General features: G+C 52.2%; 30 protein-coding genes and 5 pseudogenes. 15 read left to right on the forward strand and 20 right to left on the reverse strand.

All coding sequences use genetic code 11. From position 1 onward, the window contains the following. Nucleotides 1–265: 265 nt before the first annotated feature. From spxH to VU18_RS03515, 5 genes and pseudogenes are all read right to left on the reverse strand, one after another. The gene (gene spxH / locus VU18_RS03500; protein WP_011230325.1) at nt 266–1,159 is read right to left on the reverse strand and encodes a ClpXP adapter protein SpxH; all 894 of its coding nucleotides are present in this window, start codon (nt 1,157–1,159) and stop codon (nt 266–268) included. Continuing rightward, nucleotides 1,156–1,566, reverse strand: a complete 411-nt coding sequence (locus tag VU18_RS03505; protein ID WP_020278705.1) for a hemoglobin — start codon at nt 1,564–1,566, stop codon at nt 1,156–1,158. The genes spxH and VU18_RS03505 overlap by 4 nt, the downstream gene beginning before the upstream one ends. A gap of 102 nt (nt 1,567–1,668) precedes the next feature. Next, nucleotides 1,669–1,799, reverse strand: a 131-nt coding sequence (locus tag VU18_RS19075; protein WP_236687273.1) for a lytic transglycosylase domain-containing protein, incomplete at its 5' end; no start/stop codon positions are given. A 1-nt stretch (nt 1,800) separates the two neighbouring features. Continuing rightward, nucleotides 1,801–2,292, reverse strand: a pseudogene (locus VU18_RS03510) (lytic transglycosylase domain-containing protein); the annotation flags it as partial. Further along, a complete protein-coding gene (locus tag VU18_RS03515; protein ID WP_020278706.1) occupies nt 2,289–2,882 on the reverse strand; it encodes a CYTH domain-containing protein in 594 nt (197 codons plus the stop codon). The pseudogene VU18_RS03510 and the gene VU18_RS03515, both read right to left, overlap by 4 nt. Before the next feature lie 135 nt (nt 2,883–3,017). Between VU18_RS03515 and VU18_RS03520 the strand changes: the two genes are divergently transcribed. The 4 genes from VU18_RS03520 (at nt 3,018) to VU18_RS03535 (ending at nt 6,051) form a co-directional block, all read left to right on the forward strand. Beyond that, nucleotides 3,018–3,395 carry a hypothetical protein gene (locus VU18_RS03520; RefSeq protein WP_020278707.1) on the forward strand — a complete coding sequence of 126 codons (378 nt, stop codon included), beginning with the start codon at nt 3,018–3,020 and terminating at the stop codon, nt 3,393–3,395. Between the two features lie 137 nt (nt 3,396–3,532). Continuing rightward, nucleotides 3,533–4,171, forward strand: coding sequence for a GTP pyrophosphokinase family protein (locus tag VU18_RS03525; protein ID WP_011230330.1), 639 nt, complete (start codon nt 3,533–3,535; stop codon nt 4,169–4,171). Beyond that, complete coding sequence (locus VU18_RS03530) at nt 4,168–4,983, forward strand: NAD kinase (RefSeq protein ID WP_011230331.1); 816 nt, start codon at nt 4,168–4,170, stop codon at nt 4,981–4,983. The genes VU18_RS03525 and VU18_RS03530 overlap by 4 nt, the downstream gene beginning before the upstream one ends. A 156-nt stretch (nt 4,984–5,139) precedes the next feature. Next, nucleotides 5,140–6,051 carry an RluA family pseudouridine synthase gene (locus VU18_RS03535; protein ID WP_011230332.1) on the forward strand — a complete coding sequence of 304 codons (912 nt, stop codon included), beginning with the start codon at nt 5,140–5,142 and terminating at the stop codon, nt 6,049–6,051. On the opposite strand, the gene prpE is transcribed toward VU18_RS03535, so the two are convergent. Continuing rightward, nucleotides 6,048–6,785: a bis(5'-nucleosyl)-tetraphosphatase PrpE gene (prpE, locus tag VU18_RS03540; protein WP_015374167.1), complete on the reverse strand. Its 738-nt coding sequence runs from the start codon at nt 6,783–6,785 to the stop codon at nt 6,048–6,050. The two genes, VU18_RS03535 and prpE, sit on opposite strands and share 4 nt — an antisense overlap. A 206-nt stretch (nt 6,786–6,991) precedes the next feature. Beyond that, entirely contained in the window at nt 6,992–8,167 is a 1,176-nt protein-coding gene (locus tag VU18_RS03545; RefSeq protein WP_011230334.1) for an FtsW/RodA/SpoVE family cell cycle protein, read from the reverse strand. A gap of 198 nt (nt 8,168–8,365) precedes the next feature. Here VU18_RS03545 and fabI point away from each other — a divergent pair, with 198 nt between their 5' ends. Both fabI and VU18_RS03555 read left to right on the forward strand, forming a co-directional pair. Next, nucleotides 8,366–9,142, forward strand: coding sequence for an enoyl-ACP reductase FabI (fabI, locus tag VU18_RS03550; protein ID WP_015374168.1), 777 nt, complete (start codon nt 8,366–8,368; stop codon nt 9,140–9,142). A gap of 119 nt (nt 9,143–9,261) precedes the next feature. Next, nucleotides 9,262–9,672 (forward strand): CotO family spore coat protein, encoded by a 411-nt coding sequence (locus tag VU18_RS03555; RefSeq protein ID WP_011230336.1) that lies wholly within the window; start codon nt 9,262–9,264, stop codon nt 9,670–9,672. A 155-nt stretch (nt 9,673–9,827) separates the two neighbouring features. Here VU18_RS03555 and VU18_RS19080 read toward each other — a convergent pair whose 3' ends face one another. The 11 genes and pseudogenes from VU18_RS19080 to VU18_RS03600 all read right to left on the reverse strand — a co-directional run bounded on the left by VU18_RS19080 (nt 9,828) and on the right by VU18_RS03600 (nt 18,909). Continuing rightward, nucleotides 9,828–10,061, reverse strand: a complete 234-nt coding sequence (locus VU18_RS19080) for a hypothetical protein (RefSeq protein ID WP_047757654.1) — start codon at nt 10,059–10,061, stop codon at nt 9,828–9,830. A gap of 113 nt (nt 10,062–10,174) precedes the next feature. Continuing rightward, the gene (locus VU18_RS03565; RefSeq protein ID WP_236687269.1) at nt 10,175–11,440 is read right to left on the reverse strand and encodes a glycosyltransferase family 4 protein; all 1,266 of its coding nucleotides are present in this window, start codon (nt 11,438–11,440) and stop codon (nt 10,175–10,177) included. A gap of 2 nt (nt 11,441–11,442) precedes the next feature. After that, nucleotides 11,443–11,887, reverse strand: a pseudogene (locus VU18_RS19085) (CotS family spore coat protein); the annotation flags it as partial. 1 nt (nt 11,888) lies between these two features. Then, a pseudogene (locus VU18_RS19090) lies at nt 11,889–12,537 on the reverse strand (CotS family spore coat protein); the annotation flags it as partial. A gap of 255 nt (nt 12,538–12,792) precedes the next feature. After that, a partial coding sequence (locus VU18_RS19095; protein WP_236687270.1) for a glycosyltransferase occupies nt 12,793–13,119 on the reverse strand: 327 nt, incomplete at its 5' end. A gap of 1 nt (nt 13,120) precedes the next feature. Further along, a pseudogene (locus VU18_RS03575) lies at nt 13,121–13,947 on the reverse strand (glycosyltransferase family 4 protein); the annotation flags it as partial. Then, nucleotides 13,944–14,900, reverse strand: coding sequence for an NAD-dependent epimerase/dehydratase family protein (locus VU18_RS03580; RefSeq protein WP_011230340.1), 957 nt, complete (start codon nt 14,898–14,900; stop codon nt 13,944–13,946). The gene VU18_RS03580 and the pseudogene VU18_RS03575, both read right to left, overlap by 4 nt. Next, a complete protein-coding gene (locus tag VU18_RS03585; protein WP_011230341.1) occupies nt 14,897–16,180 on the reverse strand; it encodes a UDP-glucose/GDP-mannose dehydrogenase family protein in 1,284 nt (427 codons plus the stop codon). The genes VU18_RS03580 and VU18_RS03585 overlap by 4 nt, the downstream gene beginning before the upstream one ends. 180 nt (nt 16,181–16,360) lie before the next feature. Further along, complete coding sequence (locus VU18_RS03590) at nt 16,361–17,443, reverse strand: glycosyltransferase (RefSeq protein ID WP_011230342.1); 1,083 nt, start codon at nt 17,441–17,443, stop codon at nt 16,361–16,363. 6 nt (nt 17,444–17,449) lie between these two features. Next, nucleotides 17,450–18,445 (reverse strand): aminoglycoside phosphotransferase family protein, encoded by a 996-nt coding sequence (locus VU18_RS03595; RefSeq protein ID WP_047757656.1) that lies wholly within the window; start codon nt 18,443–18,445, stop codon nt 17,450–17,452. A gap of 161 nt (nt 18,446–18,606) precedes the next feature. After that, nucleotides 18,607–18,909 (reverse strand): hypothetical protein, encoded by a 303-nt coding sequence (locus VU18_RS03600; RefSeq protein WP_011230344.1) that lies wholly within the window; start codon nt 18,907–18,909, stop codon nt 18,607–18,609. 174 nt (nt 18,910–19,083) lie between these two features. Here VU18_RS03600 and VU18_RS03605 point away from each other — a divergent pair, with 174 nt between their 5' ends. Together VU18_RS03605 and VU18_RS21020 are read left to right on the forward strand one after the other, a co-directional pair. Beyond that, nucleotides 19,084–19,434: a DUF1360 domain-containing protein gene (locus VU18_RS03605; RefSeq protein ID WP_011230345.1), complete on the forward strand. Its 351-nt coding sequence runs from the start codon at nt 19,084–19,086 to the stop codon at nt 19,432–19,434. Nucleotides 19,435–19,457: 23 nt separating this feature from the next. After that, nucleotides 19,458–19,592, forward strand: a complete 135-nt coding sequence (locus tag VU18_RS21020; protein WP_014195190.1) for a hypothetical protein — start codon at nt 19,458–19,460, stop codon at nt 19,590–19,592. 155 nt (nt 19,593–19,747) lie between these two features. On the opposite strand, the gene VU18_RS03615 is transcribed toward VU18_RS21020, so the two are convergent. Together VU18_RS03615 and VU18_RS03620 are read right to left on the reverse strand one after the other, a co-directional pair. Then, the gene (locus tag VU18_RS03615; RefSeq protein ID WP_011230347.1) at nt 19,748–20,512 is read right to left on the reverse strand and encodes a hypothetical protein; all 765 of its coding nucleotides are present in this window, start codon (nt 20,510–20,512) and stop codon (nt 19,748–19,750) included. A 101-nt stretch (nt 20,513–20,613) separates the two neighbouring features. After that, nucleotides 20,614–21,333, reverse strand: a complete 720-nt coding sequence (locus VU18_RS03620; protein WP_011230348.1) for a hypothetical protein — start codon at nt 21,331–21,333, stop codon at nt 20,614–20,616. 154 nt (nt 21,334–21,487) lie between these two features. On the opposite strand from VU18_RS03620, the gene VU18_RS03625 reads away from it, so the two are divergent. The 7 genes and pseudogenes from VU18_RS03625 to VU18_RS19100 all read left to right on the forward strand — a co-directional run. Further along, nucleotides 21,488–21,823, forward strand: a complete 336-nt coding sequence (locus VU18_RS03625) for a spore coat protein (protein WP_014195191.1) — start codon at nt 21,488–21,490, stop codon at nt 21,821–21,823. A gap of 382 nt (nt 21,824–22,205) precedes the next feature. After that, on the forward strand, nt 22,206–22,436 hold the full coding sequence (locus VU18_RS03630) for a hypothetical protein (protein ID WP_011230350.1): 231 nt from the start codon (nt 22,206–22,208) through the stop codon (nt 22,434–22,436). A 27-nt stretch (nt 22,437–22,463) separates the two neighbouring features. Further along, nucleotides 22,464–22,667: a hypothetical protein gene (locus tag VU18_RS03635; RefSeq protein ID WP_013523190.1), complete on the forward strand. Its 204-nt coding sequence runs from the start codon at nt 22,464–22,466 to the stop codon at nt 22,665–22,667. Between the two features lie 158 nt (nt 22,668–22,825). Beyond that, on the forward strand, nt 22,826–23,032 hold the full coding sequence (locus VU18_RS03640) for a DUF1657 domain-containing protein (protein ID WP_011230352.1): 207 nt from the start codon (nt 22,826–22,828) through the stop codon (nt 23,030–23,032). A gap of 97 nt (nt 23,033–23,129) precedes the next feature. After that, the gene (locus VU18_RS03645; RefSeq protein WP_011230353.1) at nt 23,130–23,606 is read left to right on the forward strand and encodes a YhcN/YlaJ family sporulation lipoprotein; all 477 of its coding nucleotides are present in this window, start codon (nt 23,130–23,132) and stop codon (nt 23,604–23,606) included. Nucleotides 23,607–23,617: 11 nt separating this feature from the next. Next, entirely contained in the window at nt 23,618–24,097 is a 480-nt protein-coding gene (gene spoVAC / locus VU18_RS03650) for a stage V sporulation protein AC (protein WP_011230354.1), read from the forward strand. After that, nucleotides 24,097–24,586: pseudogene (locus VU18_RS19100) on the forward strand (stage V sporulation protein AD); the annotation flags it as partial. The gene spoVAC and the pseudogene VU18_RS19100, both read left to right, overlap by 1 nt.

The following is a 24,586-nucleotide window of genomic DNA, read 5'->3' on the forward strand; positions in this document are numbered from 1 at the left end:
ACAACTTTTGGTGAAGAGCCTAGTTGATTATATGCTGTTTGTCTGCCTGATCATGACGCAGGGCGAATTATGACAATAATGTGAACAAACGAGCAAACGGGTTGCCAATTTAGTTGGACGTTTGGTAAGATAAAAACGTGAACGGAAGACAAAACCTGATACCCCTTTGTTTGACCGTGAACAATTTCTCCCATCCCCTTTGTTGTCTTGGCAACAAGAAAAAGCCCGGCGTCAGCCGGGCTTTTTCTTGCGCCCATCCCTGCTGCTAGGGACGGGAATCATCGATATAGCGCCAAAATGTTCCGTGTTTGACGGGCACCCGCTCCACTTTTTGCTTTAGCTGCAGCTTTTTCATTTCCGTTTCCGCTTCTTGGATCGTCCAGTTGTACACAACGGCAACTTCCTTTGTGGCGACGAATTTAAAATGGCTTAAAAATGATTCCAGCGGAGGAGGAGAGGACGGTTCAGGATGGAAGCCGAGCATTTCAGCGATCAATTCGACGTAGATGTCGTACGGATAGCATCCGGAAATTTTAATGCCTTCGTCTTCAATGTTTTCATTAAACAACACAAGCGTCGGAATTTCGTCAACGTCCATTTCCGAGGTGATTTTTAAATCGCATTGGAACGCTTTCGCCGCTCCCGGCGAGTGCATGTCGCGCAAAAATTCATCGACATCCAAGCCCGCTTTGACGGCGCATTCGGCGAGCACCGACAAATCGGCGACATTTTGTTTTTCGAGAAAGAGCTGTTCTTGCAGCTTGCGCAAAAAGCGAAGGCCAGCCCGCTTTCCTTGCATTTCCGCCGCTTTAATGGCGAGCGATGGGGCGAACGGGCTCGAAATCGGGTTTTCGAGCCAAACGCTGCCGTCGCATGACATGCCGGTGCGGTTCGCCGCCCACTCCCACGCTTTGGCCATTGCCTCCGGCTTCGTTCCTTTGCGCGCGCTCCATGTCGCCCATGTTCCGCTCAATATGTGCCTTAAGGTAAAAAAACGGCCGTATTCGATCGTCAGTTTTTTGATGACTGGTTCAAGCCCCCAGCATTCCGGGCATAAAGGATCGATAAACAAATACAGCTCGAGCGGTTTGTTCGTGTTGCCTAGCGGCTGGGAAGGGTAGCAAGTTGATGTCGTCTTCCCAGCAAACTTCTCACTCAAGGGTATGCTCCTTTCTGTCCAGATGATCTGGGGGTATTGACCATATGATGGGCGGTGAGTACGAGCCGGTGATAAAACTGTTCGCGCGCCGGCCCGGACAAGCCGATTTCGTCCATGGCTGCCCGCATGCAGGCAAGCCACGCTTCCGCCCGCTTCGGCGTGATTTCAAAGCGGAGATGGCGCGCCCTCAGCATGGGGTGTCCATGCTCTGCCGTGTAAAGAGGGGGGCCGCCTAAATATTGTGTTAAAAACTGTTTTTGCTTGCGGGCGGTTTCCGTCAAATCGTCAGGGAAAATGGGCCGCAAGTCCGGATGCGCGGCCACGCGACGGTAAAATGCTTCGACAAGTTTCGCAACCGTCTCCTCTCCGCCGATCGCCTCATAAAGAGTTTGCCATTGTTCACCCATCGCGGATGCTCCTTTTGTTTGAAAATCATTCGTTGTCGTTTGATTGCTATTTTATCAACAGCACGCATGGATCTCAAACAAAGTGACTCGAGCGCCGCTCGTTTATGTGCGGTAGCTTTTCAACACGCGTTCGACATACGCCCGCGTTTCGGCAAATGGCGGCACGCCCCCATAGCGGTCGACGTGCCCGGGCCCGGCGTTGTAGGCGGCTAAGGCGAGAGTGATATTGCCGCNGTACCGGTCAAGGAGCTGGCGCAAATATTTTACGCCGCCGTCGATGTTTTGCGCCGGATCAAGCGGGTTGTTGACGCCGAGCATTTTTGCCGTGCTTGGCATGAGCTGCATGAGTCCAAGCGCTCCAGCCGGGCTTTTCGCATCGGGACGGAAATTTGACTCATGGCGAATGACGGCGCGGATGAGCTGCGGGTCAACATCGTATTTTTCCGCTGCCGCCGCGATTAAAGCATCGATGGAAGAAGATGAGTTGGTTGCAGCACCCGCTTCATGTTCGAGCGGGGCGCTGCGATGGCCGGCGGGCGCCGGGGGCTGACCGCTTAGGGCAGCTTGAGGCGCCTCGGCAGAAGATTCCTCACCGCGGCTGAGAGATTCGGCAAGCAAGCTTGAAAACAAGGATGGCACCGGCGATGGCAACAGGCTGGAGCGTCCGGGTGAGAACGCATTGAGCGCCTGCCATTCGATGAGCAGCTTTAATGGCGAAACGGTCATCGTCTTTCCTCCATTTCTTTCATGCGGGCGTAAAAGCGGGCGATTTTGTTTGGCGCCGGGCGGCGCGGGATGCCGAGCGCCTCAAGCAGGCGCAAAAACCGCTTTTCACCCGCTTCCACGTGATCCACTTCATATTCAAGTTCGTAATCTTCGCTTTGCAAGTAACAGTTATGGTCAAGGCATAGCGTGCCGCCTTCATGCGGCCATTCGGCTCGGTCGGTGACAAGGGAGCCAAAGCAGTGCACCTCGTGTGGGTTGATGCCCAGTTCTGCAAGCAAATCGGCGATCGCCCCGCGCGGCGCCGCTATACCAGCAAGCAACGCTTCCGCTTCAGACAGCGAAAGCGGCTCATGGATTTCCAAAATGGTCCCGTCCGCCCGCGTTTGTTTCAGCGTCAAGGTCAGGCGTCCCTCTTTCGCCCGGATGCGCAGCGCTGCCGCTCGTTCTTTCAGGGCGAATGACGGGGTGTCAAAGTAATGGTTTTCCTGGCGGAAGAAAGCGCCATCATCAAGGCGGAAGGCGGCGCGGACGGCAGCAAACTCCGCTGCCGTTAACAAGTTTTTTAATTCGATTTCGATTTCTTGATGCATCGTGAATCCCCTTCAGACAGGATAGTCGTCTCCCTCTATTATCAGCTGTTTTCCGGCGAATATCAATTATTTCGCCTGTATAGGGTGAATATGGTAAAATAAAGGGCGGATGGTTGATGCGGAAGGAGAGAAAACATGAACGAAAAATGGATCGTCGAGCGGGCGGAGCGGGAAGGCGGCCGGCTTTGGCTGTATGTCAATGATGCTCCGGTTCCGCTTGCCCGCGTAACGCCGAAACGCCATATGCTTGTCGATTCGGATGCGTTGGCGTTTGCGTACATTTTGGAAACCGATGACCGCTTTCTATATGTCATGATTCCGAAGCCGTGGTGGCCTGAGCTAAAGGCGGCGCTTGATGCCAAGGAGCCGGTCTGGCTTCGATGTGGAGAGAGGACGCTTGAGCTTGAACAGTTTCACGATGAACTGTCTTATTTGCTTGAAAATATTCGCGGCAACGCCAACTATGGCGAGGCGCTTGAACAGGCGGTGCAAGACGTGTTTTTTGAGCAATAAGCCGGGGGTTTTCCCTTTCCGGCGCGTTCGAACAGGGAGCGGCCCGGTGAATTCGCATCGTGCAGCAAGAAAGAGGCGCGGTTGCGCCCTCTTGACGTAAGCCGCGGGAGATCGAAAACATGTAGGCAGGTGGTACGATGGTCAACCATTGGGATTTGTTTTTAGCCCCGTATAAGCAGGCGGTTGAGGAGCTGAAAGTGAAGCTAAGGGGCATTCGCGCCCAATTTGAGATGATTGAAGCGCACTCGCCGATTGAGTTTGTCACCGGACGGGTGAAGCCCGTCGCCAGCATTTTGGATAAGGCGCAAAAGAAAAACATCCCGCTCGACCGTCTTGAGGAAGAGATGCAAGATATTGCGGGGCTGCGCATCATGTGCCAGTTTGTCGATGACATTAAGACCGTCGTCGAGCTATTGCGCCAGCGCAACGATTTTACGATTGTTGAAGAACGCGATTACATCACGCAAAAAAAAGAGAGCGGCTACCGCTCGTACCATGTCGTCATCCGCTATCCAGTGCAGACGATCCGCGGTGAAAAAAACATTTTGGCGGAGATTCAAATTCGAACGTTGGCGATGAACTTTTGGGCGACGATTGAGCATTCGTTGAACTATAAGTACAGCGGGCGTTTCCCCGAAGATATCAAAGTTCGGCTGCAGCGCGCCGCGGAGGCGGCCTATCGCCTCGATGAGGAGATGTCGAAAATCCGCTTTGAAATTCAAGAAGCGCAGGCTGCTTTTTCTCGAAAACAAGAAGCAAAAGGAGAAGGGCAATGAAACGGACGGACGCGCCGCTCGTGTTCGCCATCACGTCCAAAGGCGACGACATATCAAACGCTCTGGCGCAAAAAATGAAAACGTATTTGCTTGACTTTGACTTGCGTTACGATGAAGAGGAACCTGATCTCGTCATTTCGGTTGGCGGTGATGGAACGCTGTTGTATGCGTTCCATCGCTATTGCCATCGGTTGGACAAGACGGCGTTTGTCGGAGTCCATACTGGCCATCTCGGCTTTTACGCGGACTGGGTGCCGGAGGAACTCGAAAAGCTCGTCATCGCCATCGCTAAGACGCCGTACCAAGTGGTCGAATACCCGCTCCTTGAGGTGACGATCCGCTATCTCAACGGCGGAAGCGAGGCAAAGTATTTAGCGCTCAATGAATGCACAGTCAAGTGCGTCAGCGGGACGCTCGTGATGGATGTCGAGATTCGCGGCGACTTGTTTGAGCGGTTCCGCGGCGACGGGTTGTGCATTTCGACGCCGACCGGCAGCACGGCTTACAATAAAGCGCTCGGCGGCGCGATTTTGCATCCTTCGCTTGAGGCGATTCAAGTGACCGAGATGGCGTCGATCAACAACCGCGTGTTTCGGACAATCGGTTCGCCGCTCGTGCTGCCGGCGCACCATACGTGTTTACTCAAGCCGGTCAACCACGTCGATTTTCAAATTACGATCGACCATTTGTCACTGTTGCATAAAGAAGTGAAGTCGATTCAATGCCGGGTGGCCGATGAAAAGGTGCGTTTCGCCCGCTTTCGGCCGTTTCCGTTTTGGCGGCGGGTGCGCGACTCGTTTATCGCCGACTGAGGGAAAACCCGCCTCCTTGGTTAGGCAACGCTTCCCGTTTGCGGCGAGGTGATGGTCTTTTGGCGCGGATGCCGATTCCGTTTTAGCGGCGCCAAAGGAAAGTGGATGGAACACGATGAGCAAGACGGAGATTTTTGATCAGAAAGGTGACGAACATTGCCGCCGTTTACCATGACCTTTTCCATCGATGAACAGCACGACGGAAAGCTGCTGCGCCAGTTTTTGCAAGAGAACGGCATTTCGCGGACGGCGCTTACCGATATTAAATTCCATGGCGGGGCGCTGTTGGTTGACGGTCGGCCCGTCACCGTCCGCCATGTGCTGCGCGCCGGCGAGACGCTGTCGGTTGTCTTTCCGCCGGAGCGGACAAGCGATTGGATGGACGCAGAAGCGATGCCGCTTGACATTCTGTATGAAGACGATTACGTCCTTGTTGTCAACAAACCAGCGGGATTGGCGACGATTCCGTCGCGCCACCATCCGGGCGGGACGCTCGCCAATGGCTTGCTTCACCATTATCGAAAGCAGCAGCTCGACTCGACCGTCCATATCGTCACCCGGCTTGACCGCGACACGTCCGGGCTCGTGCTCGTCGCCAAGCACCGCCACGTTCATCATTTGTTGTCGGCATTGCAGCAAAAAGGGCACGTTGTGCGCACGTATGAGGCCATTTGCCATGGCGTCATTGTCGAGGATGAAGGGACGATTGACGCCCCCATCGGCCGCCAAAGCGACAGCATCATTGCTCGCGAAGTGCGGGAAGACGGGAAGCCGGCTGTCACTCATTTTCGTGTACTTGAGCGGCTTTATGGCTATACATACGTTTCGCTCCGGCTGGAGACGGGGCGCACGCACCAAATTCGCGTCCATTTGGCTTATCTCGGCCACCCGCTCGCCGGCGATGAACTGTACGGCGGGAGCCGGGAGATGATCGGCCGCCAGGCGCTTCATAGCCGGCAGCTGTCGTTTTTTCATCCGTTTGCCGGGCGCTGGTATACATGTTCCGCCCCGCTTCCTGACGATATGGAGCTCCTCATCGAGGCAACGCGCAGAAGGTGCGCTGATTAGGAGAACGTGCGGAATTTTTCCGGAACGAACGGCATCGAGGAAGGAACGGAGACCGTTTCCATTTCCGGATAGCGCAAGGCGGTCAGCGCGCCGCCGAATACGCAGCCGGTGTCGATGTTGACCGTCCGCCCGACAAACCGCGGTTTTTCGACCGGCGTGTGGCCATATACAACCCATGCGCTGCCGTGATACCGTTTCGCCCAGTCGCGGCGCACCGGCGTCCCGTCCGGGTTCGTTTCGCCGGTGATGTCCCCATACAGGACGAACGTCTTGACTTTTTTGTCCGTCCGCCCGATATAGTCGTGACGGATGCCGGCGTGGGCGATGACAAGGCGCCCCTCATCGAGCACCGCATACAGCGGCGCCTGTTCATACAGGCGGATGAACTTGCGGCGGATCATCTCTTGTTCGCTTGGAGGCAAGGCGCGATATTCCGCGACCGTCGTCTCAAGCCCGTGGGCGATTTGCACGTTTCGTCCTAAAAAAAAGCGGTACAGCTTATTGCAATGGTTGCCTGGCACGTAGTAAGCCAAATTTCGCTCAACAAGGGCGCAGACGATCTCGATCATGTTCAGCGATTCAGGACCGCGGTCGGTCAAATCGCCGACGAAGCCGAGCTTTCGTCCGTCGGGATGAATCGGCACCCCTTCGTCCCAATGGTAGCCGAGTGTTTCCGTCAATGCGGCGAATTCACGGAAGCAGCCATGAATGTCGCCGATGATGTCCACTTGCATCGAATGTGCTCCTTTCTCGCCATAGTGGTTGTACTACCAGTATGTCCGTTCAGTCAGGAAAAGAAAAGATGCGGCGGTTTTGCCCGTCTCATCGCGGCTTTTGCGGGGGCAACGCCCAAACGGCGGAGCCCGCGGCCAGGAAACAAAGAAGTGGAGTTGAGCTTGATGGCGACAAAAAACGCCGCCTGCGGACACAGCAAGCGGCTTTATTCATCGCTTGCGAACATAAACTTCCGCGTTCGCGAATGAACGTTTAAGACGAGGCCGATCGCCAGCATATAAGTCGCCAGCGAGCTTCCTCCATAGCTGATGAACGGAAGCGGCAACCCCGTGATCGGCAAAAGTCCAATCGTCATGCCAATGTTTTGGAACACTTGGAACGTAATCATGCCCGCGACGCCGGCGCATAAATAGCTGCCATATAAATCGTTGCTCTCCAAGGCAATATGGATCATGCGATAAATGAGCAGGAAAAAGAGAGACACGACGATGCTTGAGCCGACAAATCCGAACTGTTCTGAGATGACGCCAAACACAAAGTCTGTGTGCGCCTCCGGCAAATAGACTTGTAAGTTGCCCAATCCTTTCCCATACAGTTCCCCTGACCCAATGGCCATAAGCGAACGGATGAGCTGGAAGCCTTGTTCGTTGGAATATTCATATGGAGCCAGCCAGCCGTAAAACCGGTTCAACTGGTAATCTTCTTTAATAATGTACTTATGGAAGAAATCAGGAAAATAAAAGAAAATGAACACAACGACTGCCACCATTGTTACACCGGAAAGGACAATGCCGAAAATGATGCGCCAGCGGATGCCGGAAACGAGCACCAAGGTGGCGGTGATGGCCATAAACACCATCGACATGCCCATGTCCGGCTGCTTGGCGAGCAAAATAAGCGGCGGCAAGACGGTCAAAGCGATTTTGCCAAGCAATTTAAAATCATCGCTGATCGTCGGTTCGGGATATTTTTCCCGATGGTTGACGATGATGCGACTTAGGACGATGATCATAAAAATTTTCATCAGCTCGGATGGTTGAAAGTTGCCTCCAGGTAGATGATACCAGCTCGTCGCCCCCTTAATGGTTACTGATCCTGGGACGTTCAATTCCAGCCCAAGCAACAGCAACATCCCGAATCCATACAAATACCAAGCGATTTGAAACAGCCGATCATAGTCAATGATCATCGTCAAGGCGATCACGACAGCGCCGATGGCGTACCATTGCAGCTGTTTCGAAGCGAAGTTGACGTTTTGCAGTTTCTCCGGCAGCATCGGTTCTGCGCTATGGATGGCGATGGCGCTGACGACCGCCATCAAGAATAAAAGGAACAGCATATGGTAATCCAGCTTCGATTTGGAAAAACGATCATGATCCATGGAACGATCCTCTCCATTCAAATGTGCCATATACCATATTAGCGAATCGCGCCGGTTTTGCAAAGTGGGAAAAACCGCCGCCAGCATGAAGGAATCGGAAGGCAAAAGGGAAGCGTGCATTTACATCGCCCGCCGCATCGCCTATAATAGAATTAACACCTGGTGCTAAGAATAAATGATAATTGGGAGGATGAACGAATGGTCTTATCGTTGGAAGGACGTACATATGTCGTGATGGGGGTGGCGAACAAACGAAGCATCGCCTGGGGCATCGCTCGTTCGCTTCACGCTGCCGGCGCTCGGTTGGTGTTTACGTATGCCGGAGAGCGGTTTGAAAAAGAGGTGCGGGCGCTTGTGGATACGCTTGGGGACGAACGTTCGCTTCTGCTGCCATGCGATGTGGCAAAAGATGAAGACATCGTTCAATGTTTTGCGCAAATCAAACAACAAGTCGGCGTCATCCACGGCGTCGCTCATTGCATCGCCTACGCCAATAAAGAAGACTTGAGCGGGGAATATATGAACGTCAGCCGCGAAGGCTTTTTGCTCGCCCACAATATCAGCGCATATTCGCTCACCGCGGTTGCGCGCGAGGCGAAAGAGCTGATGACGGAAGGCGGCAGCATCGTCACCCTCACGTACTTAGGCGGCGAGCGCGTCGTGCAAAACTACAACATTATGGGTGTGGCGAAAGCGTCGCTTGATGCGAGCGTGAAATATTTGGCGAACGATTTAGGCAAATACGGCATCCGCGTCAATGCCATTTCCGCTGGACCGATTCGCACACTGTCGGCCAAAGGGGTGAGCGATTTCAACTCGATTTTAAAGCAAATCGAAGAACGCGCTCCGCTCCGCCGGACGACGACCCAAGAAGAAGTCGGCGATGCGGCGCTGTTTTTGTTCAGCGACTTGTCGCGCGGCATCACCGGGGAAATTATTCACGTCGACTCGGGATACCACATTTTAGGATATTAAAAACGTGCGAGCAGCCGTTCCTGTTGATGGAGCGGCTGTTTTTTGCTTGACTTGGGCAATTATTGAGATCACGGGCATACATATATAAGGTAAGGCAAGCATGGAAAAGGGGGATCGACGTGCGGAAACAAAACGTTGTGGAGACGGAGCCGTTGCTTTACATTGTGCAGCCAAAAGCGATGCGGGCGGCGGCGCATATGCAAGAAACGTTTATGTGGACTAGCCGAACGCAACAGGAAGAGGAAGGAAATTCCAACGATGAACGAGGCGGCGAGGAGGAACCGACTGAATTTTTTGCCAAAAAAGAATTCCAAGCGATGGCGCTCGACGAGCGGCTGGCCTTTTTGGCGGAGCTGCCCGGCCATTTGCCGCCGCTGAAATGCCAATTTGTCATGAAGGATAAGAGCTATGAAGGCATATTAAAGAAGTGCACGGCGACCGAGTTGACGATCGCCGATGAACAGGGAAACGAAACGGTCATCGGGCGCGCGCAGCTTCTCGCGGTGACGATGATCGGGTTTGTGCAGTAACGCATTTCCTTGCGTTGAAACGCATCTTTGCCTGAATGCGTTGCGGCGCCAGGAAAGGATGATGAGGGTTTGTTTCCTTCATTTGCTGTGGGAGTGTATTCTCATTTTTATTTTGGATGTCCGTCATTTTCTTCGTTGGCGATTTTCGATTCGTGTTAGTGTGAGCTTGCAATCGTAAAATGTTTGGTGTCATGTTTCGCTTGAGCCAATTTGCGGTTCAAATGCGTTTTAGGCGACGCGTCCAGCGTTTGTTGGTTGCCGCTTGCAATGGTAAAAGGTTTTATGTGGCGGCCGGTTTGGGGCTGTTTAGGAGCTGGGGCGCTTTTCGCGAGTTCAGTTCGCTCTGCCGCAGCTTCTTTTTGTTTGGCTGTTTGTTGATGGTCTTCCATTGATATGGCACGCTCTTTTTTGGTTTTTCCCTTTTTCGTTTTGTCGGATGACGCTGCCGCGTTCTTTTTCGAGTGGACTTTTTCTTTTGCATCCGCTTTAGAGGGCTGGTGATTTAGCTCTCGTTTTTCACCATCCTTTTAGGGGTTGGCCGGTTCCGTTGTTCTGTTGCATCTTCTTTCAGCGGTTCTATTGTCATGCCGGCTGCTTGTTCTTCACTCACTACAGCTTGTTCTGTTTTCTCCGCCTGCTCCCAAACTTCCAATAACTCGGAAGCGACTCGCTCCCAATGATAGATCGAAATCGCAAGCTGCCGGCCTTTTTCTCCCATTCTTCTCATCAATGATTGATCCGATAATATTTGGGCAATCTTGTTGGCAAAATCACTCGGGTCCTCCGGATTTTCTACGATAAGGCCGTTTTCATTGGCGAAAATGACTTCCGGATTGCCGCCTCTCGCGGTCGTTACGATCGGAAGGCCTGCTGCCATGGCCTCATAGTGGACGCGCGCCAACGGTTCCTGCCATTGCGAGGTGCATACAAACAAATCAGCCGCCGCAAACCAATTTTGGATTTCATTCGGTGGGACAAAGCCTGTCGTGACAACGGGGACAGGCATTCGTTTCGCCAGTGCTCTTACATATGCGACATAATCAGTAATGTCATTTTCGCTAAACCAGTTGCTCCCGACAATCACCAGGGCTAAGTTTTTAAATTTTTTTGCCAGCTCCGGCAATGCTAGAATGAGTTTATCGACCCCTTTATTGCGCGACAGCCTTCCGGCGAACAAAATGACCGTTTTGTTTTCCAACCCATGTGCCCGCCGAATGTCGTTGCGTATTTTCTGCATTTTTGGATGATTTCCCGGCAAAAATCGTTCGCTGTCTACTCCAGAATAAATCGTGCGCAATTTTGGCGATGCCTGCGGATATAGACTGCGGATGACATTGCCAATATAATCGCTCACGGTTACGATGTAGGCCACTTCTGCGATGGCCGCCGTTGCTTCTTCTGGATCGATTTTTTCCGGTTGAAACATATCATTGTGCATACTTAACGTCATTTTGGCGTCGGGCGCTGCCTGCCGGATGGGCAGAACAAGGCGGGGGCGGTTAAAGATATGGATGAGATCGAACTTGTTCGCTTCCACATAACGAACAACGTTTTCCCGGTATATTTCAAATATTTTTCCCGGTACGCGCACGTAGTGAACGCCATGGATCGTTTCTTGCTCGGGAAGCGACGAATCGCTGATGCCTAAAACGGTAATATCATGGAATTGGCTTACATGTGGAAGAATGCCGGAAATATACGTTTGAATGGCCCCGCCTAATAAAGGGGGAACGGGGAGTTTTTCTGTACAAACCATCAAAATCCTCATATTTATCCCACTCCTTTCCAGTCATTTTCGATTTCTGCCAATACAGGCCACTTTGACTGGTCGGTTTCGACAATCGTTTGAATTAACTGTGCTGTTTGTTCATTGAGAAAAATTTCCGGTTCATAGACGACTTCTTTCATATTTTTATAAAATTCGTTTGGCATGGCCAAGTCAATCATCAAAAGCTCGTATAATTCAGGTGTGATTGGATTTGCTTCGTGGTACGCTAGAATCATTTCCCGCACCCATGTTGCATCCCATTTGTATAAATCCGCCATTGTGCCGCTAATGAGTTTTCGTAAATCACGAATCGGAAGGTCAAAGGCAACTCCGTCGAGATCAATAATCCACATTCCGTCCGCGCCCATTTGGCCGTTGGACCAACCGTAGTCTTGGTGAACCAACCCCCAATGAGCCGTTCCTTGCTTGACGAATTCAACATAGCTGNATTGCAGGAATCGTTCCATGCCTTTTCGCGCCTGTTCTTCAAATCGGTCAACTACCTCTAATAATGGTGGGCTTGCCGGCATTTCAGGGTAGTATTTGGCAATGTTCCGAAACCAGCTCATTTTCGTAATCATTTTTTCATAGTTTTTTGGCCATTTGTGCAGCCGCGAAGCCATTTCCGCCTGTTTTGGGGGGACATACCCTTTGCTTAGCCGATGGAATTCACCAAGGGCATAACAAAGCTTTCTTGCTCCTTCCAAATCCTTTGTAACTGGCGTCAACGGTTCAATCCATTCCGCCACAAACCATAGTTTTCCTCCTGCCTCGACATAACTTTTTTCATCCTTTGTTTTTACAATTGGCGGCACTCTTGCCTTGCGCACTTCCACTAAATATTCTTGTGCTCCTAGGCTGAATAGGCTCCTTGTCGGCCTCCGGTGCAGCAGCTTCAAACTTTTCGGGCCTGATTTCGTTTCGAGCTTCCAAATCGCTCCTCCCTTGTCCGGTTTTGTCGTAACGATTTGCATGTTTTGAACGGATAAATCGTAGTTTTTCAGCACTTCCTCTGCCAGCTGGATGATATACTCAGGGATAAAAAATTCATGGGTCGTTTCATCGACGAGCCATGGTTCAATAACGATGTCTTTCATGCTATCCCTCCTGTCAGGTATTTGGGAATGGACGAAGTGAAATATGTGTGATTGCTACTAGGATATGTATGGAGAACGAAATTGGACTGGGTAAGCTCATTAAATAGAGGATATTTCCCGAAGCCTCTGCAGTTTGACGAACTGGGGGGCGGCGAAAGTGTGACGAGTGGGGATAGATGCACAAGGAGCGGCATGGTTGATTTCATCGGAGAAAGAGAAAAAGGCTGTCCCGAAAACATTTCTCTTAGACAGCCCTTATTGGTTTGGGGAAAGAGAGGAACATGCTTCGATATAAACCGTTTCAAACCGCTTGGCCACATGGTGGAATTGAAATTGCTGTTCAACGAGCGTTCTTGCCTTTTTCGCCATGGTTTCCGCTTCATGTTTGTTCACAAGCATGTAATCAATCGCTTCAAAAAAAGCGTGCGGGTTTTGGTAGTCATCGATGACAAAGCCGGTTTCGCCGTGGCGGACGATTTCGGTGTTGCCGCCGCGGTTGGTTGTCACGACCGGAATGCCGGCGGCCATCGCTTCGTAATGAACGCGGGCGAGCGGCTCGTGCCATTGCGAGCTGCATACAAANACATCGGCCATTAAGAGCAGTTTGGGGATATGACTGTGCGGAACGTAATTCGTAAACAGAACGCGATCGGCCATCGGCGCCGCGAGCTCATGAAGCCAGTCGATGTATTCGCTTCGGCCGGTGTCGCCGAACCATTTTCCGCCGACGATGACAAGCGCTGCCTCGGGATGGCGGATCAAAAGGGATGGCAGGCATTGAATCAGCAAATGCGGTCCTTTTGTTTTGCTGAGTCGGCCGAGAAAGAGAACGACTTTTTTATCGGTGAGTCCGTACGCTTCGCGTTCCGCTTGGCGGATGCGCCTGCCTTCTTCCGTCCAGACGGGGATGTATTGGGAAGCATCGACTCCGGAATAAACGACTTTTACTTTCTGAGGATCGATTGGGTAACGGTTTGTCACCGTCCGTTTGATGTATTCACTGACGGCGGTCAGCAAGGTGCAGGCGTCTAGCGCCCGCTTCGCCTGTTCTGCTGTAATTTTCAGCGGGGAAAACATGTCGTTATGCAGGCTTAGCACAAAGGCGCTTTGCGGAGCCGCCGCTTGGTAATCGATGAGCGGAACAGGACGATTGAAGACGTGGACGACATCGAATTTGTGCGCGGCCAACGCACGTGCCACATCCGTTTCATACGTGGCTTTTGGAAAACGGATGTAGCGGATGTCTCCGTCTGTCTCTTCAGGCGGCAAAAGCGGATCAGCGATTGAAAAAATCGTCAGTTCGTGGCGTCGGGCGATCAATGGAGCAATCCCATCGATCATCATTTGAATGGCCCCGCCCCGCACTGCCGGGGCGGGCAGCTTTTCCGTGCAGACATAGGCGATTTTCATGAATGCTCACCCTCATACAGCGAACGGATGTATTCGATCTCTTTTTGTAGGCCGCCCTCAAGCGTTACAACCGGCTTGTACCCGAGCAGCCGCTCCGCTTTTGCCAAGTCGGCCCACGTTTGTTTCGGCTCTCCGCGGGCGGAGGGGGTATACTGAATGATCGCTTGTTTTCCCGTCAGCGTTTCCAGCAGACGGATCACCTCATTGACCGATGCTCGTTCTTTTCCGCCGATATTGATCGTTTCTCCAATGACGCCATCCCGCTCGAGCGCGGCGATCGTTCCATCAACGCAGTCAGAAATATAGGTGAAATCGCGCGATTGTGTTCCGTCGCCGAACACGGTGAGCGGTTGTCCAGCGAGCAGCTGGCGGATGAAGCGGTGAAACGACATGTCCGGGCGCTGGCGCGGGCCATAGACGGTGAAATAGCGCAAAATGACGATCGGTACGGCGAACTCGCGAAAATAGACGCGGCATAAATGTTCGCCGGTGAGCTTCGTAATGCCATATGGGGAGAGCGGGGCCGGTTCAAGCGTTTCCGACAACGGGCCGCTCCGCTCGCCGTAGACGGATGAGGTCGAAGCGTAGATGAACCGTTTGAGTGGCCGGTCTTTGCATGCCTCAAGCAACCGCTGGGTAGTGGAAATGTTGTGTGCAGCATAGGCGGCAAACTCCGTCCCCCAGCTCGTTCGCACACCGGGCATGCCGGCTAAGTGGTAGACCGCTTCGACGTTTTGCAGCAAGGACGGCAAATCGGCTGTCAACAAATCCAGCTCAAGAAAGGTAAACCGTGGATGAGACTGCAAATGGGCAATGTTCTTCGCTTTTAGCGGCGCCGGCGTCGGTCCGAGAAAGCCGTCGACGCCAATCACATGATGCTCGTCGTTTTCCAGCAGTTTTTCGCATAAATGGGAGCCGATAAATCCGGCCGCACCGGTGACGAGAATGTTCACGGGCGCCCCACCCCCATGTAGCGCAAACCGCTTTGTTCGACTGCATGGCGATCCAAACAGTTTCGACCGTCAAACACGAGCGTCCCATTCATCGCCGCTTTCACTTGCCCCCAGTCAAGCGTGCGGAATTCGTCCCAATCGGTGGCGATGACCAAGCCATCCGCCCCTTGGATCGCTTCGTGCACCGACTGGACTTGTGTGACGCGGGTGAGCGGCTCCGAGAGCGTTGCCTTCGGGTCGTAGGCGGCAACCGTACAGCCGTTTTCACTCAATCGGCGGATGAGCGCTTCAGCGGGGGAAAAACGCGTATCGTCTGTATTCGGCTTGAAGGAGATGCCAAGCACGGCGATCTTTTTGTCCGTCAATGGGGCAAGTTGCTCATTGAGTTTTTGGAAGCAAACGTCAAGCTGGGTGGCGTTGATGGTCTGCACCGCCTTCAGCAAATGCGGCTCCACTTGGCGCGAACGCGCCGCATGTTCGAGCGCTTTGATATCTTTTGGAAAGCAAGATCCTCCATAGCCGAGGCCGGCCCGCAAAAAGTGTGGGCCGATGCGCGGGTCGAGGCCGATCCCGCGGGCGATGTCATTGACATCGACGGCAAACGCGTCACAGATGCGCGCCATTTCGTTAATAAAGGAAATTTTGGTCGCCAAAAACGCGTTGGCGGCGTATTTGATCAGTTCCGCGCCGGTCAGGCTCGTTGTGAGGTAAGGGGCGTTGATGCCGGCATACACCGCCTGCATGACGGCAAGCGATTGGTCATCATCCGGTTCGAGTCCGACGACGATTTTGTCTGGGTGAAACATATCGTAGACAGCCGACCCTTCCCGCAAAAACTCTGGGTTGGATACGATTCGGAACAACTGCGGTTTCACTCCTTTGCGGATAAGCTCGGCACGCATCCATTCATTCGTCCCCGGCGGGACAGTGCTTTTCGTGACGATCGTTTTGTATGATTTGATCGTCGTTGCCAAGCGGTCGAGCACCGCTTCAATATAGCGCAAATCGGTGCCGCCGTCGGGCCGCGGCGGGGTGCCGACACAAATGACAACGACGGCCGCCCGTTTGATATCATCCCAGCGGCCGCTGAACGTCAAATAATTATCATTTTTGGCAATCAATTCTTCGAGCCCTGGCTCATAAAACGGAACTTCCCCGTTATTGAGCAGGCGGATTTTCCGTTCATCATGATCAATGCAATGCACTTCATGCCCAAGTTCAGCAAGGACGGCAGCGGTGGTTAGTCCGACGTAGCCAGCGCCAATGATGCAGATGTTCATGCTAATAGGCCTCCTTCGTGAAATCTCCGGCTTTTATAGCGTATTAACGGACAAGTGTGGTTTGCTACATGGCAAGCGCCTAAAACGCTGGAAATGGTGCGGCCTATTTTCGTCGGACAACCTTTCTACTGTTTGGAAAGGAAAGGGGAAGAATTGAGCATCAAAAAAACCAGGTGACAGTTACCTGGTTTTTTTGATGAATTCATCATACAGCCGCTCCTGCACCTTGATTTGTTTCGTGATATCAAACCGCTGTTCAATCACTTTGCGCGCTTTTTTCGTGAAGGATGGAATTCGTTCCGGATGTTCCAGAAAAAAGCGAATGCCGTTCGCTAGCTCAAGATCGTCTCTTTCTGGTGCGAGATAGCCGGTGCGTTTGTGTTCGATCAATTCGGGGATGCCGGCGTGATTCGTTGAGACGACCGGCAGCCCGCTTGCCATCGCCTCTTTCAACACGTTGGGGATGCCTTCGATGTCTCCATCAGAAGCGGTCTCGCTCGCCAAGCAAAATAGATGGGCGCGTTCCATTTCGCGGGCGATTGAAGCGGCATCCATGGCACCCAGCAGGTCGACAAACGGATCGAGCTTCAGCTCGCTGACAAGCCGGCGGATGTTTTCTTCCTCTTTGCCGCTGCCGATGATGCGGAGGCGGCAGCGCGGATGAACTGCATGCACGCGCCAAAAGGCGCGCACGAGCGTTAAAAACCCTTTTTTCTCGACGAGCCGGCCGATCGAGAGAATGATGATGTCTCCGTTTGCAGGAATCGTCCGTTCCCGGTACGGAAATAAATCGAGCTCGATGCCGCCGTAGAGAACTTGAATTTTTTTCGGCGGAAAGCCTAGCGTGATCAGTTCATTGGCAAGGTAGCGGCAGACAGGAAGAAAGAGCGCCCCATGCTGTTTGAGCAAATTGTACCGTTTTTGATTGCGCCGCAAACTTTGATGCTTCGCCGATCCATCGCGGCCGCGGATGCTGACGACAAGCGGAATGCGATGGGCGATGCAAAGCGGAAGAATTTCGACGGCATGCTTTCCATGGTGAGCGTGAATGGCGACAATATTTTGTTCTTTGGCGAAGCGGCCGAAATCGTCGATGTCGTTGAGGCGGTAATAGTTGATGAGAGGAAACGGATGGATGCCGTCATCAGCGAATGACCCGATCATGATCGGGCGGTATTTTTTTAAATGAACCATTTGGTTGTAAATAAAACGTTGATTGATTTTCATTTTTTCATGAAGAAAGTGGGCGATCGTTTGTTTCATTTTTCTCTATCCCTCGCTTTTGAAAAAATCGGACAAGAATGCGAATTTTTTTGTTTCCTGTTCGGCGAGGCGGGTGAGCAAGTTCAAGGACGCTGGGCTGTTTACCGCCCGCTTTTGCTTTTCTTGGCCGACCGTTTCGCTGTAAAACACGTGCGGAAACATGGCATCAGCTAAATAGACCCTTTTGTATGGAGCATACAGGGAACAAACGGAGAAATAAAGGTCAAATAGCAACTTCGTTCGTTTTACCGCATCGTCTTTCGGGTTTTTCGTCAAAGAAATAAGCAAAAAGCGAAAATCATCAAGCGGAAGACCATAGTAGGCGAGGTCAAAGTCGATCATGATGACTTCGTGGTTTTCCGCCAATAAAAGGTTGTTGCTGTTGTAATCCCCGTGGCAAATGGCCTTTCGTTCTTTCGCTGTGCGGCAAAAATCAGCTAGATTGCTTTTTTCAAGCCATGCATAACTTTGATTAGCGATCCGGGCCATCTGTTCCATTATATGAGAAAGAGTGTCACCATGATCGATGGCCTTTGCCTGCTCCTCTAACTGTGCTGCTTTTTGCCGATGTGCGCTCAGCACGTCTTTTGGCTCCGGAAACGATGAAGGGCAGGGGCCGATCCAATCGGCAAACAGACTGTGAGCATGAAAGCGGGCGAGCCCTTCGATCCGTTGTTGGAAAGAGGGCTTCGTTCCGCTTGGGACGATGTAGTCCATCAAATAGTAGTAATGGCCTTTTCGGTGGATGTAATATTGGTCTGTTTTCGTTTGGAAGATTTTTGGGACATGAAATCCTTCTTGGTACAGCTTTGAATGAAGCAAAATCGGAAAATTCGTTTTGTCTTCGCTCAGCCGTTTCAGCACGTACCGTTCCCTCGTTTTTTTGTTTCGCACAAGCCATACTTTGTCGTTTTTCAGTTCCTTCATGATATCGACTTCAGTTCCAGTCAGGTCGTAACTGCTTAAAATGTCAAACAACAAGCGAGATCGTTTCGAAGCCAAGATCAGTTCCTCCTAGCATCTATTGTCGATTAGTAAAAGTGTATGTAATACGAGAAGCGAATGTATAGACAAGCGCACTAGTCAATGAGAAAACGGCGCCGCCAAAAAAATAAGCGCCGACCGCGCTGGTTGGCGTCAGCCGGCTGTGCCTTCTTTTCTAGCTATTCTTCCTCTTCATCTGTGTCGGCGGATGGAGCTGGCCTCATGGAGGCAGGGAGATCGATTGAGGTGATCGTGGCAGCATCGATCGTAAGCGAGCGCCCCCCCTCTTTATAAAAGCGGTCAACCAATAGCGAGACGCTGTTCGTCCGCGGCTCGAAGCCGAGAAAAAGCGCATTGTAATGCGTCTCGTTGGTGGTGTGCACGTTAACCTCAGTGTTGAGTGGAAGCGCGGCCAGCTGTTCGTAAAGAGCACGGGGAAGGCGGGGGCGGGTTGGGCGTCGGTTGAAAAAGACATGGTACATCGCGTCGCCTCCTTTCTAGTCTCTTGTGTTAAAAACCTATACTCCATCATATGATTGGCGTAGGAGAGCGTTTGGGTAAACGTCTGTACCAAAGAGAATTCGCTAGCTGCCAAATGGGAACGACAGAAGGCAATCGGTTTTTTGCGGTCATAATCATGGAAAGGGGAGGGGAGCATGGACGATCCGTTTTCATTTGTCCTTCTTTGTTTAGCCAGCTTTCGCCTGACACGGCTCATCGTATATGACGCGATCACCGCCTGGATTCGCCGTCCCTTTCACGAATGGACGGAGCAGGAGCTTCCGGACGGAAGCAAACAAGTGTTTCTTTCTTTCAAGGGAGGCGGGCTGCGTCGCTGGTTTGGCGAACTGCTGAGCTGCTACTGGTGCACGGGGATCTGGTGTGCGGCGTTTTGTTATATTGGCCTAATGCTTTGGCCGAATGTTTTTGAGCCGCTCATTATGCTTCTAGCGATTGCCGGCGGGGCGGCGATCATGGAGACGATCGTTAGTAAATGGTTGTCGTAAGGAGAAAGGCGGCTATTGAGGTCATGACACAGCCAATGAGGGATGCCGGCGGGCGTCGTTTTGGTCAAAAAATGGACAGCGAATCGCTGATGCTGGTTGGGCAACGTTCGCTGAAGGAATGGCCGGCGGTGTGGATGGAAGTTGTCGTCAGCCGGTGATGCAAAAACAGCCGCGCAGCTTGTCGGGATGACGTTGATGGAAGGAAACGTCCAACTCCTATTGTTTGAAATAGGAAATAGCGGAGCCGGCTCAAAACGGCCGGCCCAAACAGCAGGTGCGCCGCTGGTCGGCATGAAGGCGGAAAACGAGCGGGTCACCATTGAATGGCAATATGGTTGGCGGCAGGAACGCCCTTTGGCAGTTCTGCGCAATACACGAATCCATCAACCGTCAATGAGCGGGCATTGCTGGACGGGGGAACAGTGATTTCGAACTGGGAAAAGCGCCGCTCCTCGCTTGGTTCAAGCGGGGCGTCATAAAGCGGGGCAAGCCAGTATTCCCCGCTTTGCCGCACTTTTTCCCGCCAGTTTTCGTGGGTGAACGTCCAGCTTTCCGCGCTATTGGAGATCAGCGTTTCCTGCTCGGCCCGTCCGCTGTTTGGCAAAACAATTTTCCCGCTGAGCACCGCCGTTTTTGGAGGCGAAAGGCGGAGACAGACAATCAAATGGTGAAGCGGCGCTGTTCCGTGATTGCGAATGATGAAATCGCCGATGATGGTCAGCTCCTCCTCATCAAGATGCGTCGGAACGACGACAGAATAGTGAAACAACGCTGACACGGCAGCAGCTCGTTCAAACGCTGGTGTCTGTGTCTCTTTTGAGGTGTTATATCGCGTTTCTTCCAGTGCAATTTCACACAACAGAAGCTGGCGTTCCAAGGCGGCGATTTTTTTCTTGTACGTTTCAACGTTGGTTGTTTCTGCTTCACGCAGCTTCTCTTTCAAATAGGCGCTGCGCATTTTTTCCTTGGCCAACTCGGCCTCCAGTTGCTGCACTTGTTGCCGGCATGAGGCTGCTTCTGACCGGTAGTGGATGATTTGCTGCTGCAGACGGAGATGTTGGTCGTTTTTGTTTTTCATACGGTTTCCACCCCTTCCATTCTCATCTTATGTATCCATTGCGGGTGCATGCCATATAAAAAAGGCTGTTGTTGGAACAACAGCCTGAACGGTGCAGGACGCTACATGGCCGGGAATACGTCCGGGCATTGCGGCGGGAATTTGGTTGTCGGGCAAAGCACGGCTTCGGCCAATTCTTCGCGCGGTTGGCAGAAACGAGCTTCGACTTCGATTTTGACATCAGCTTCCACTTGGACTTCAAGGCATAAGGTGATGGAAACATCAAGTTGTGCAAAGTTGTCTGTGCAGACTAGGCTCGTGTCGCATTCGAAGAACGAAATATGGCAGTTGAGCTGCGTGCCTTCTGGGGCGCACAAGATGAACGTTTGTGCTGTAGCGAACGGAATTGGTTTCGATTGGCAAATGACCGTGCCGGCTGGGCTGACAATTTGCACGACGACATGCCCTTTGATGAGCGCTTTGACTTTTTGCAGCGTCACCGTTTCCCCAGAAGGAAGGGTGACGTTTACGGACTGCCGGCCGTTTGGCTGCGTAATTTCCTGGCAAATCAATGCGTCCTGGTCAACGACCGAGTCGATCGGGTTTCCGTCGGCGTCTGTCAGGAAGCAGCGGATCGTCAAGTGTTGCGGGTTTGTATGTTGCGCTCCCAAAAAATCGCAAATCGTTCCTTCCCGCTGGCAGTGGTCCATCGGGAAAATCGCTTCCAAATCCTCGCCGCTGAAGCTTCGCAATGGCACATCGACTTGGCGCGTCACCCAGTCGTAAATTTTGCGCGTTCTGATGCATACTCTTTCTGTATCGCGACGGTGATGATGACCCATTTTCTTCGTTCCTCCTATCGTTCAGTTGTTCCCCAACGCCTGGTGGTTTGGGACTACTGTATACTATGGAACGGCTTAGGTAAATGTGTTGGGACAGATGCGGATTTTTTGCTGGTGGGTGCAGACAACGATGAATCAAAGGAGGAGATGTCGAATGATGAAAGACAAACATGGGGCGATGAATGAAGAGAGAAGGGGGACAGGTGAACAGCGGCTTGCTGAGCGAATGGCTGAACTGGAGCGCCGGCTGAAAGAGGTGGAAGCCGAAAACATTGTGTTAAAGGAACTGGCTTACCAAAGCGCCAAGCGCTACGAGCAGCTCAAACAGCTGGCGAAGGAAAATGACGAGCTTCGCCGCCAGCTGCTGCAATCGCCATGGAGCGAAAAAACGGGCAAGGCAGATGAGGACGAACGGCCGGACAGCTGGTTTTTCCGCACACTGAGGCAAGAAAATGCCATCATGCCACACCCGGAGCGAAACGAAAAATGAGAGGCACCCTTGGCTCGCCAAGCCATACAATAGCAGTAGCCGCTCGCTTTTTCTCTCGCCGTTAGACATTGTTTGTTTTTATGCCGTTTCGATTAGAGACGAATCGTACGGAAATGGACTTGAACATAAATTGGTTGATCGGCGAGGGCTACACTTTTTCGGGATGGAGGGATGAGGAATGAAGAAGCCTACTCCGTCGAAACCGGTGACAAGGGTGCTTTCTTCGACAACGCAGCCTGTGCGGCGTCCGAGCGGATGCGGATGCGGTCGGCCAGCCGTCATCAAGAAGAAATAACGGAAATCTGTGAGAGATGCCTATACTTCGCTTCGCCTCCTTGCATAGTCTAACAGTGCAACTAGGCGAAAGGAAGGAGGGAAGGGCATGTCGGATCGGAAAAAAGCGAAAGTGATTCATGTCGATAAATTGATCATTCATGCCGATGACATCGTCATTATGCCGCGCGGCCGCATCCGCGATCCATGGTTGTTCCCGCACCGCGATGATACGGAAATGGAAGCCGTTGAAGATGTGCGGGACCGGGATAAGGAAGAACATGGTGAAGGAGGCCATGATCGAAACGAAGGAGAACGGAGACCGTTCTCGTGGATCTAGCCATAAAGCAAATGGGGGACGCAAACGGTGGAGCGTTTTAAAAATTACGGGCTTTGGCTGGCAATCGGATCGTTTGCCGTGATTGCGCTTGAGACATTCGGCGTCGACATTGATCTTGGCAAATATGAACAACTGTACCATGCCTTCTTAAGCATTTTGGTGATGGCCGGTATTTTAAACAACCCGTCGCTCGGCCGCGGTTATTCCGATAAAGTTGATAACAAGTCGTAAACCGTATGGGCGCCTGCAGAAGGCGCCCTTTTCGTGCCCGGAAAGGCTGGAAAGGCGGGAGAACGTTTTGCAGAAAATGACAATTATAATTTGGCGGCGAAAAACCATTCTAAACATTGTCACCACCAATCTTACACCATATAAGGAGGACATGAATCATGACGGTTGCAACACAAGTGAAACAAACATTGGCGGGGTTAAAATCGGCTCAAGCGAGCTTCGAAACGTTTGCTTTGCAAACCGAAAACCAAGCCGCGAAACAGCTTTACCAACAAGCTGCCCAACAAACGCAGGCGGTCATTGATTTGGTGAACTCGCGCATGCAAGAAATTCAAAACGAAGAGCCACAATATAAACAACAATAACCTTCGCAGAAGCGAATGGGATGGTTTAGGCGGAAAGGTTGGCACAGCACGCCAACCTTTCCCGACTTGGCGGAAATACATAAAAACGAATGGGTTGATGAAGATGAAAAAATGGTGGTTGGCGGCCGTCGTTGCGATGATCGCGGTCGGCGGCTGCGCCAAAGAAGAAACGGAACAAAAGCAATCGCTGCAAGGGGCAAACCTGCTGAGAACCCAAACGTCCGGGACGGCGAAACATGCGGAGCTGAACCAAGGTCCGGCCGAGCGGGCGGCCAGCTATTTGCGCGGGCGCGACGATGTTCGGGACGTGGTGGCGGTCAACAGCGGGGATCGGTTGCTCATTGCTTATCAAATTCCCCATATGAAGCGGTGGAGTCGAAAACAAATTGAGAAAGACATTGACCAAAAACTGCGCGACCTGTTTCCTGGCTATGACGTTGTTTCCTCGAGCGATTTGAAAATTTTTTGGAAGACGAAGGAATTAAAAGCTAACATGGACAATCGACGCTGGGATGAACGAAAAGTCAATCGGGAAATCAGGCGCATTGAAAAGCTAAGCAAAGAGCAAACATAAGAGGTGTCATTATGGCGAATGAAAAACGGAAAAAGCTGACCCCGGTTCAGCAGGAATATCATTTATTCGAAAAAGAGCGGGAAACGAAGCGCCCTATCGTTCGCAACTGTGTTTGCGCGTTTCTCGTTGGCGGAATCATTTGCGTGATTGGACAGGCGATCTCTTATTTTTACATGTATTTTTTTGACTTTACCGAGCAAACGGCAGGCAATCCGACGGTGGCGACGATGGTCTTTTTGTCGATGATTTTAACTGGGCTTGGCGTTTATGACCGGATCGCCCAATTCGCTGGGGCGGGAAGCGCCGTGCCGGTGACAGGGTTTGGCAACGCCGTCATCTCGGCGGCGATTGAGCACCGGACGGAAGGATTTGTGTTAGGCGTCGGCTCGAACATGTTCAAGCTTGCCGGATCGGTCATCTTGTTCGGTACGTTTGCCGCCTTTGTTATCGCCCTTGTCAAAACGATTGCGACCCAGTGGGGGGGATTGTAATGCTGAAAGGGCACCGAACATGGGTGTTTGCCAACAAGCCGGCGATTATCGCGACCGCTGCCGTCGGCGGGCCGTTTGAAGCGAACGGCCGCCTCGCTGATGATTTCGATCTTTTGCATGAAGATTTATGGCTTGGCGAGGAATCGTATGAGAAGGCGCACCGCGTGTTGCTTGAGGAGGCGGCGTTTCAGGCGATGGAAAAGGCCGGGTTAGAGAAGGAAAACGTGCAGTTTCTCATCGCCGGCGATTTGATCAACCAGATGACGCCGACAAGTTTTGCCGCCCGAACGCTCGGCATGCCGCACCTTGGCATTTTTGGCGCCTGCTCAACCTCCATGGAAGGGCTTGCGCTCAGCGCTTTTATTGCCAACTATGGCGGGGCAGACTATATCTTAACCGGTGCGTCAAGCCATAACACCGCTGTCGAAAAGCAGTTCCGCTATCCAACCGAATACGGCGGGCAAAAGCCGCCGACAGCGCAGTGGACGG

This window comes from Geobacillus sp. ZGt-1 (assembly GCF_001026865.1).
In the GTDB taxonomy this organism is placed as follows: Bacteria; Bacillota; Bacilli; order Bacillales; family Anoxybacillaceae; genus Geobacillus; species Geobacillus thermoleovorans.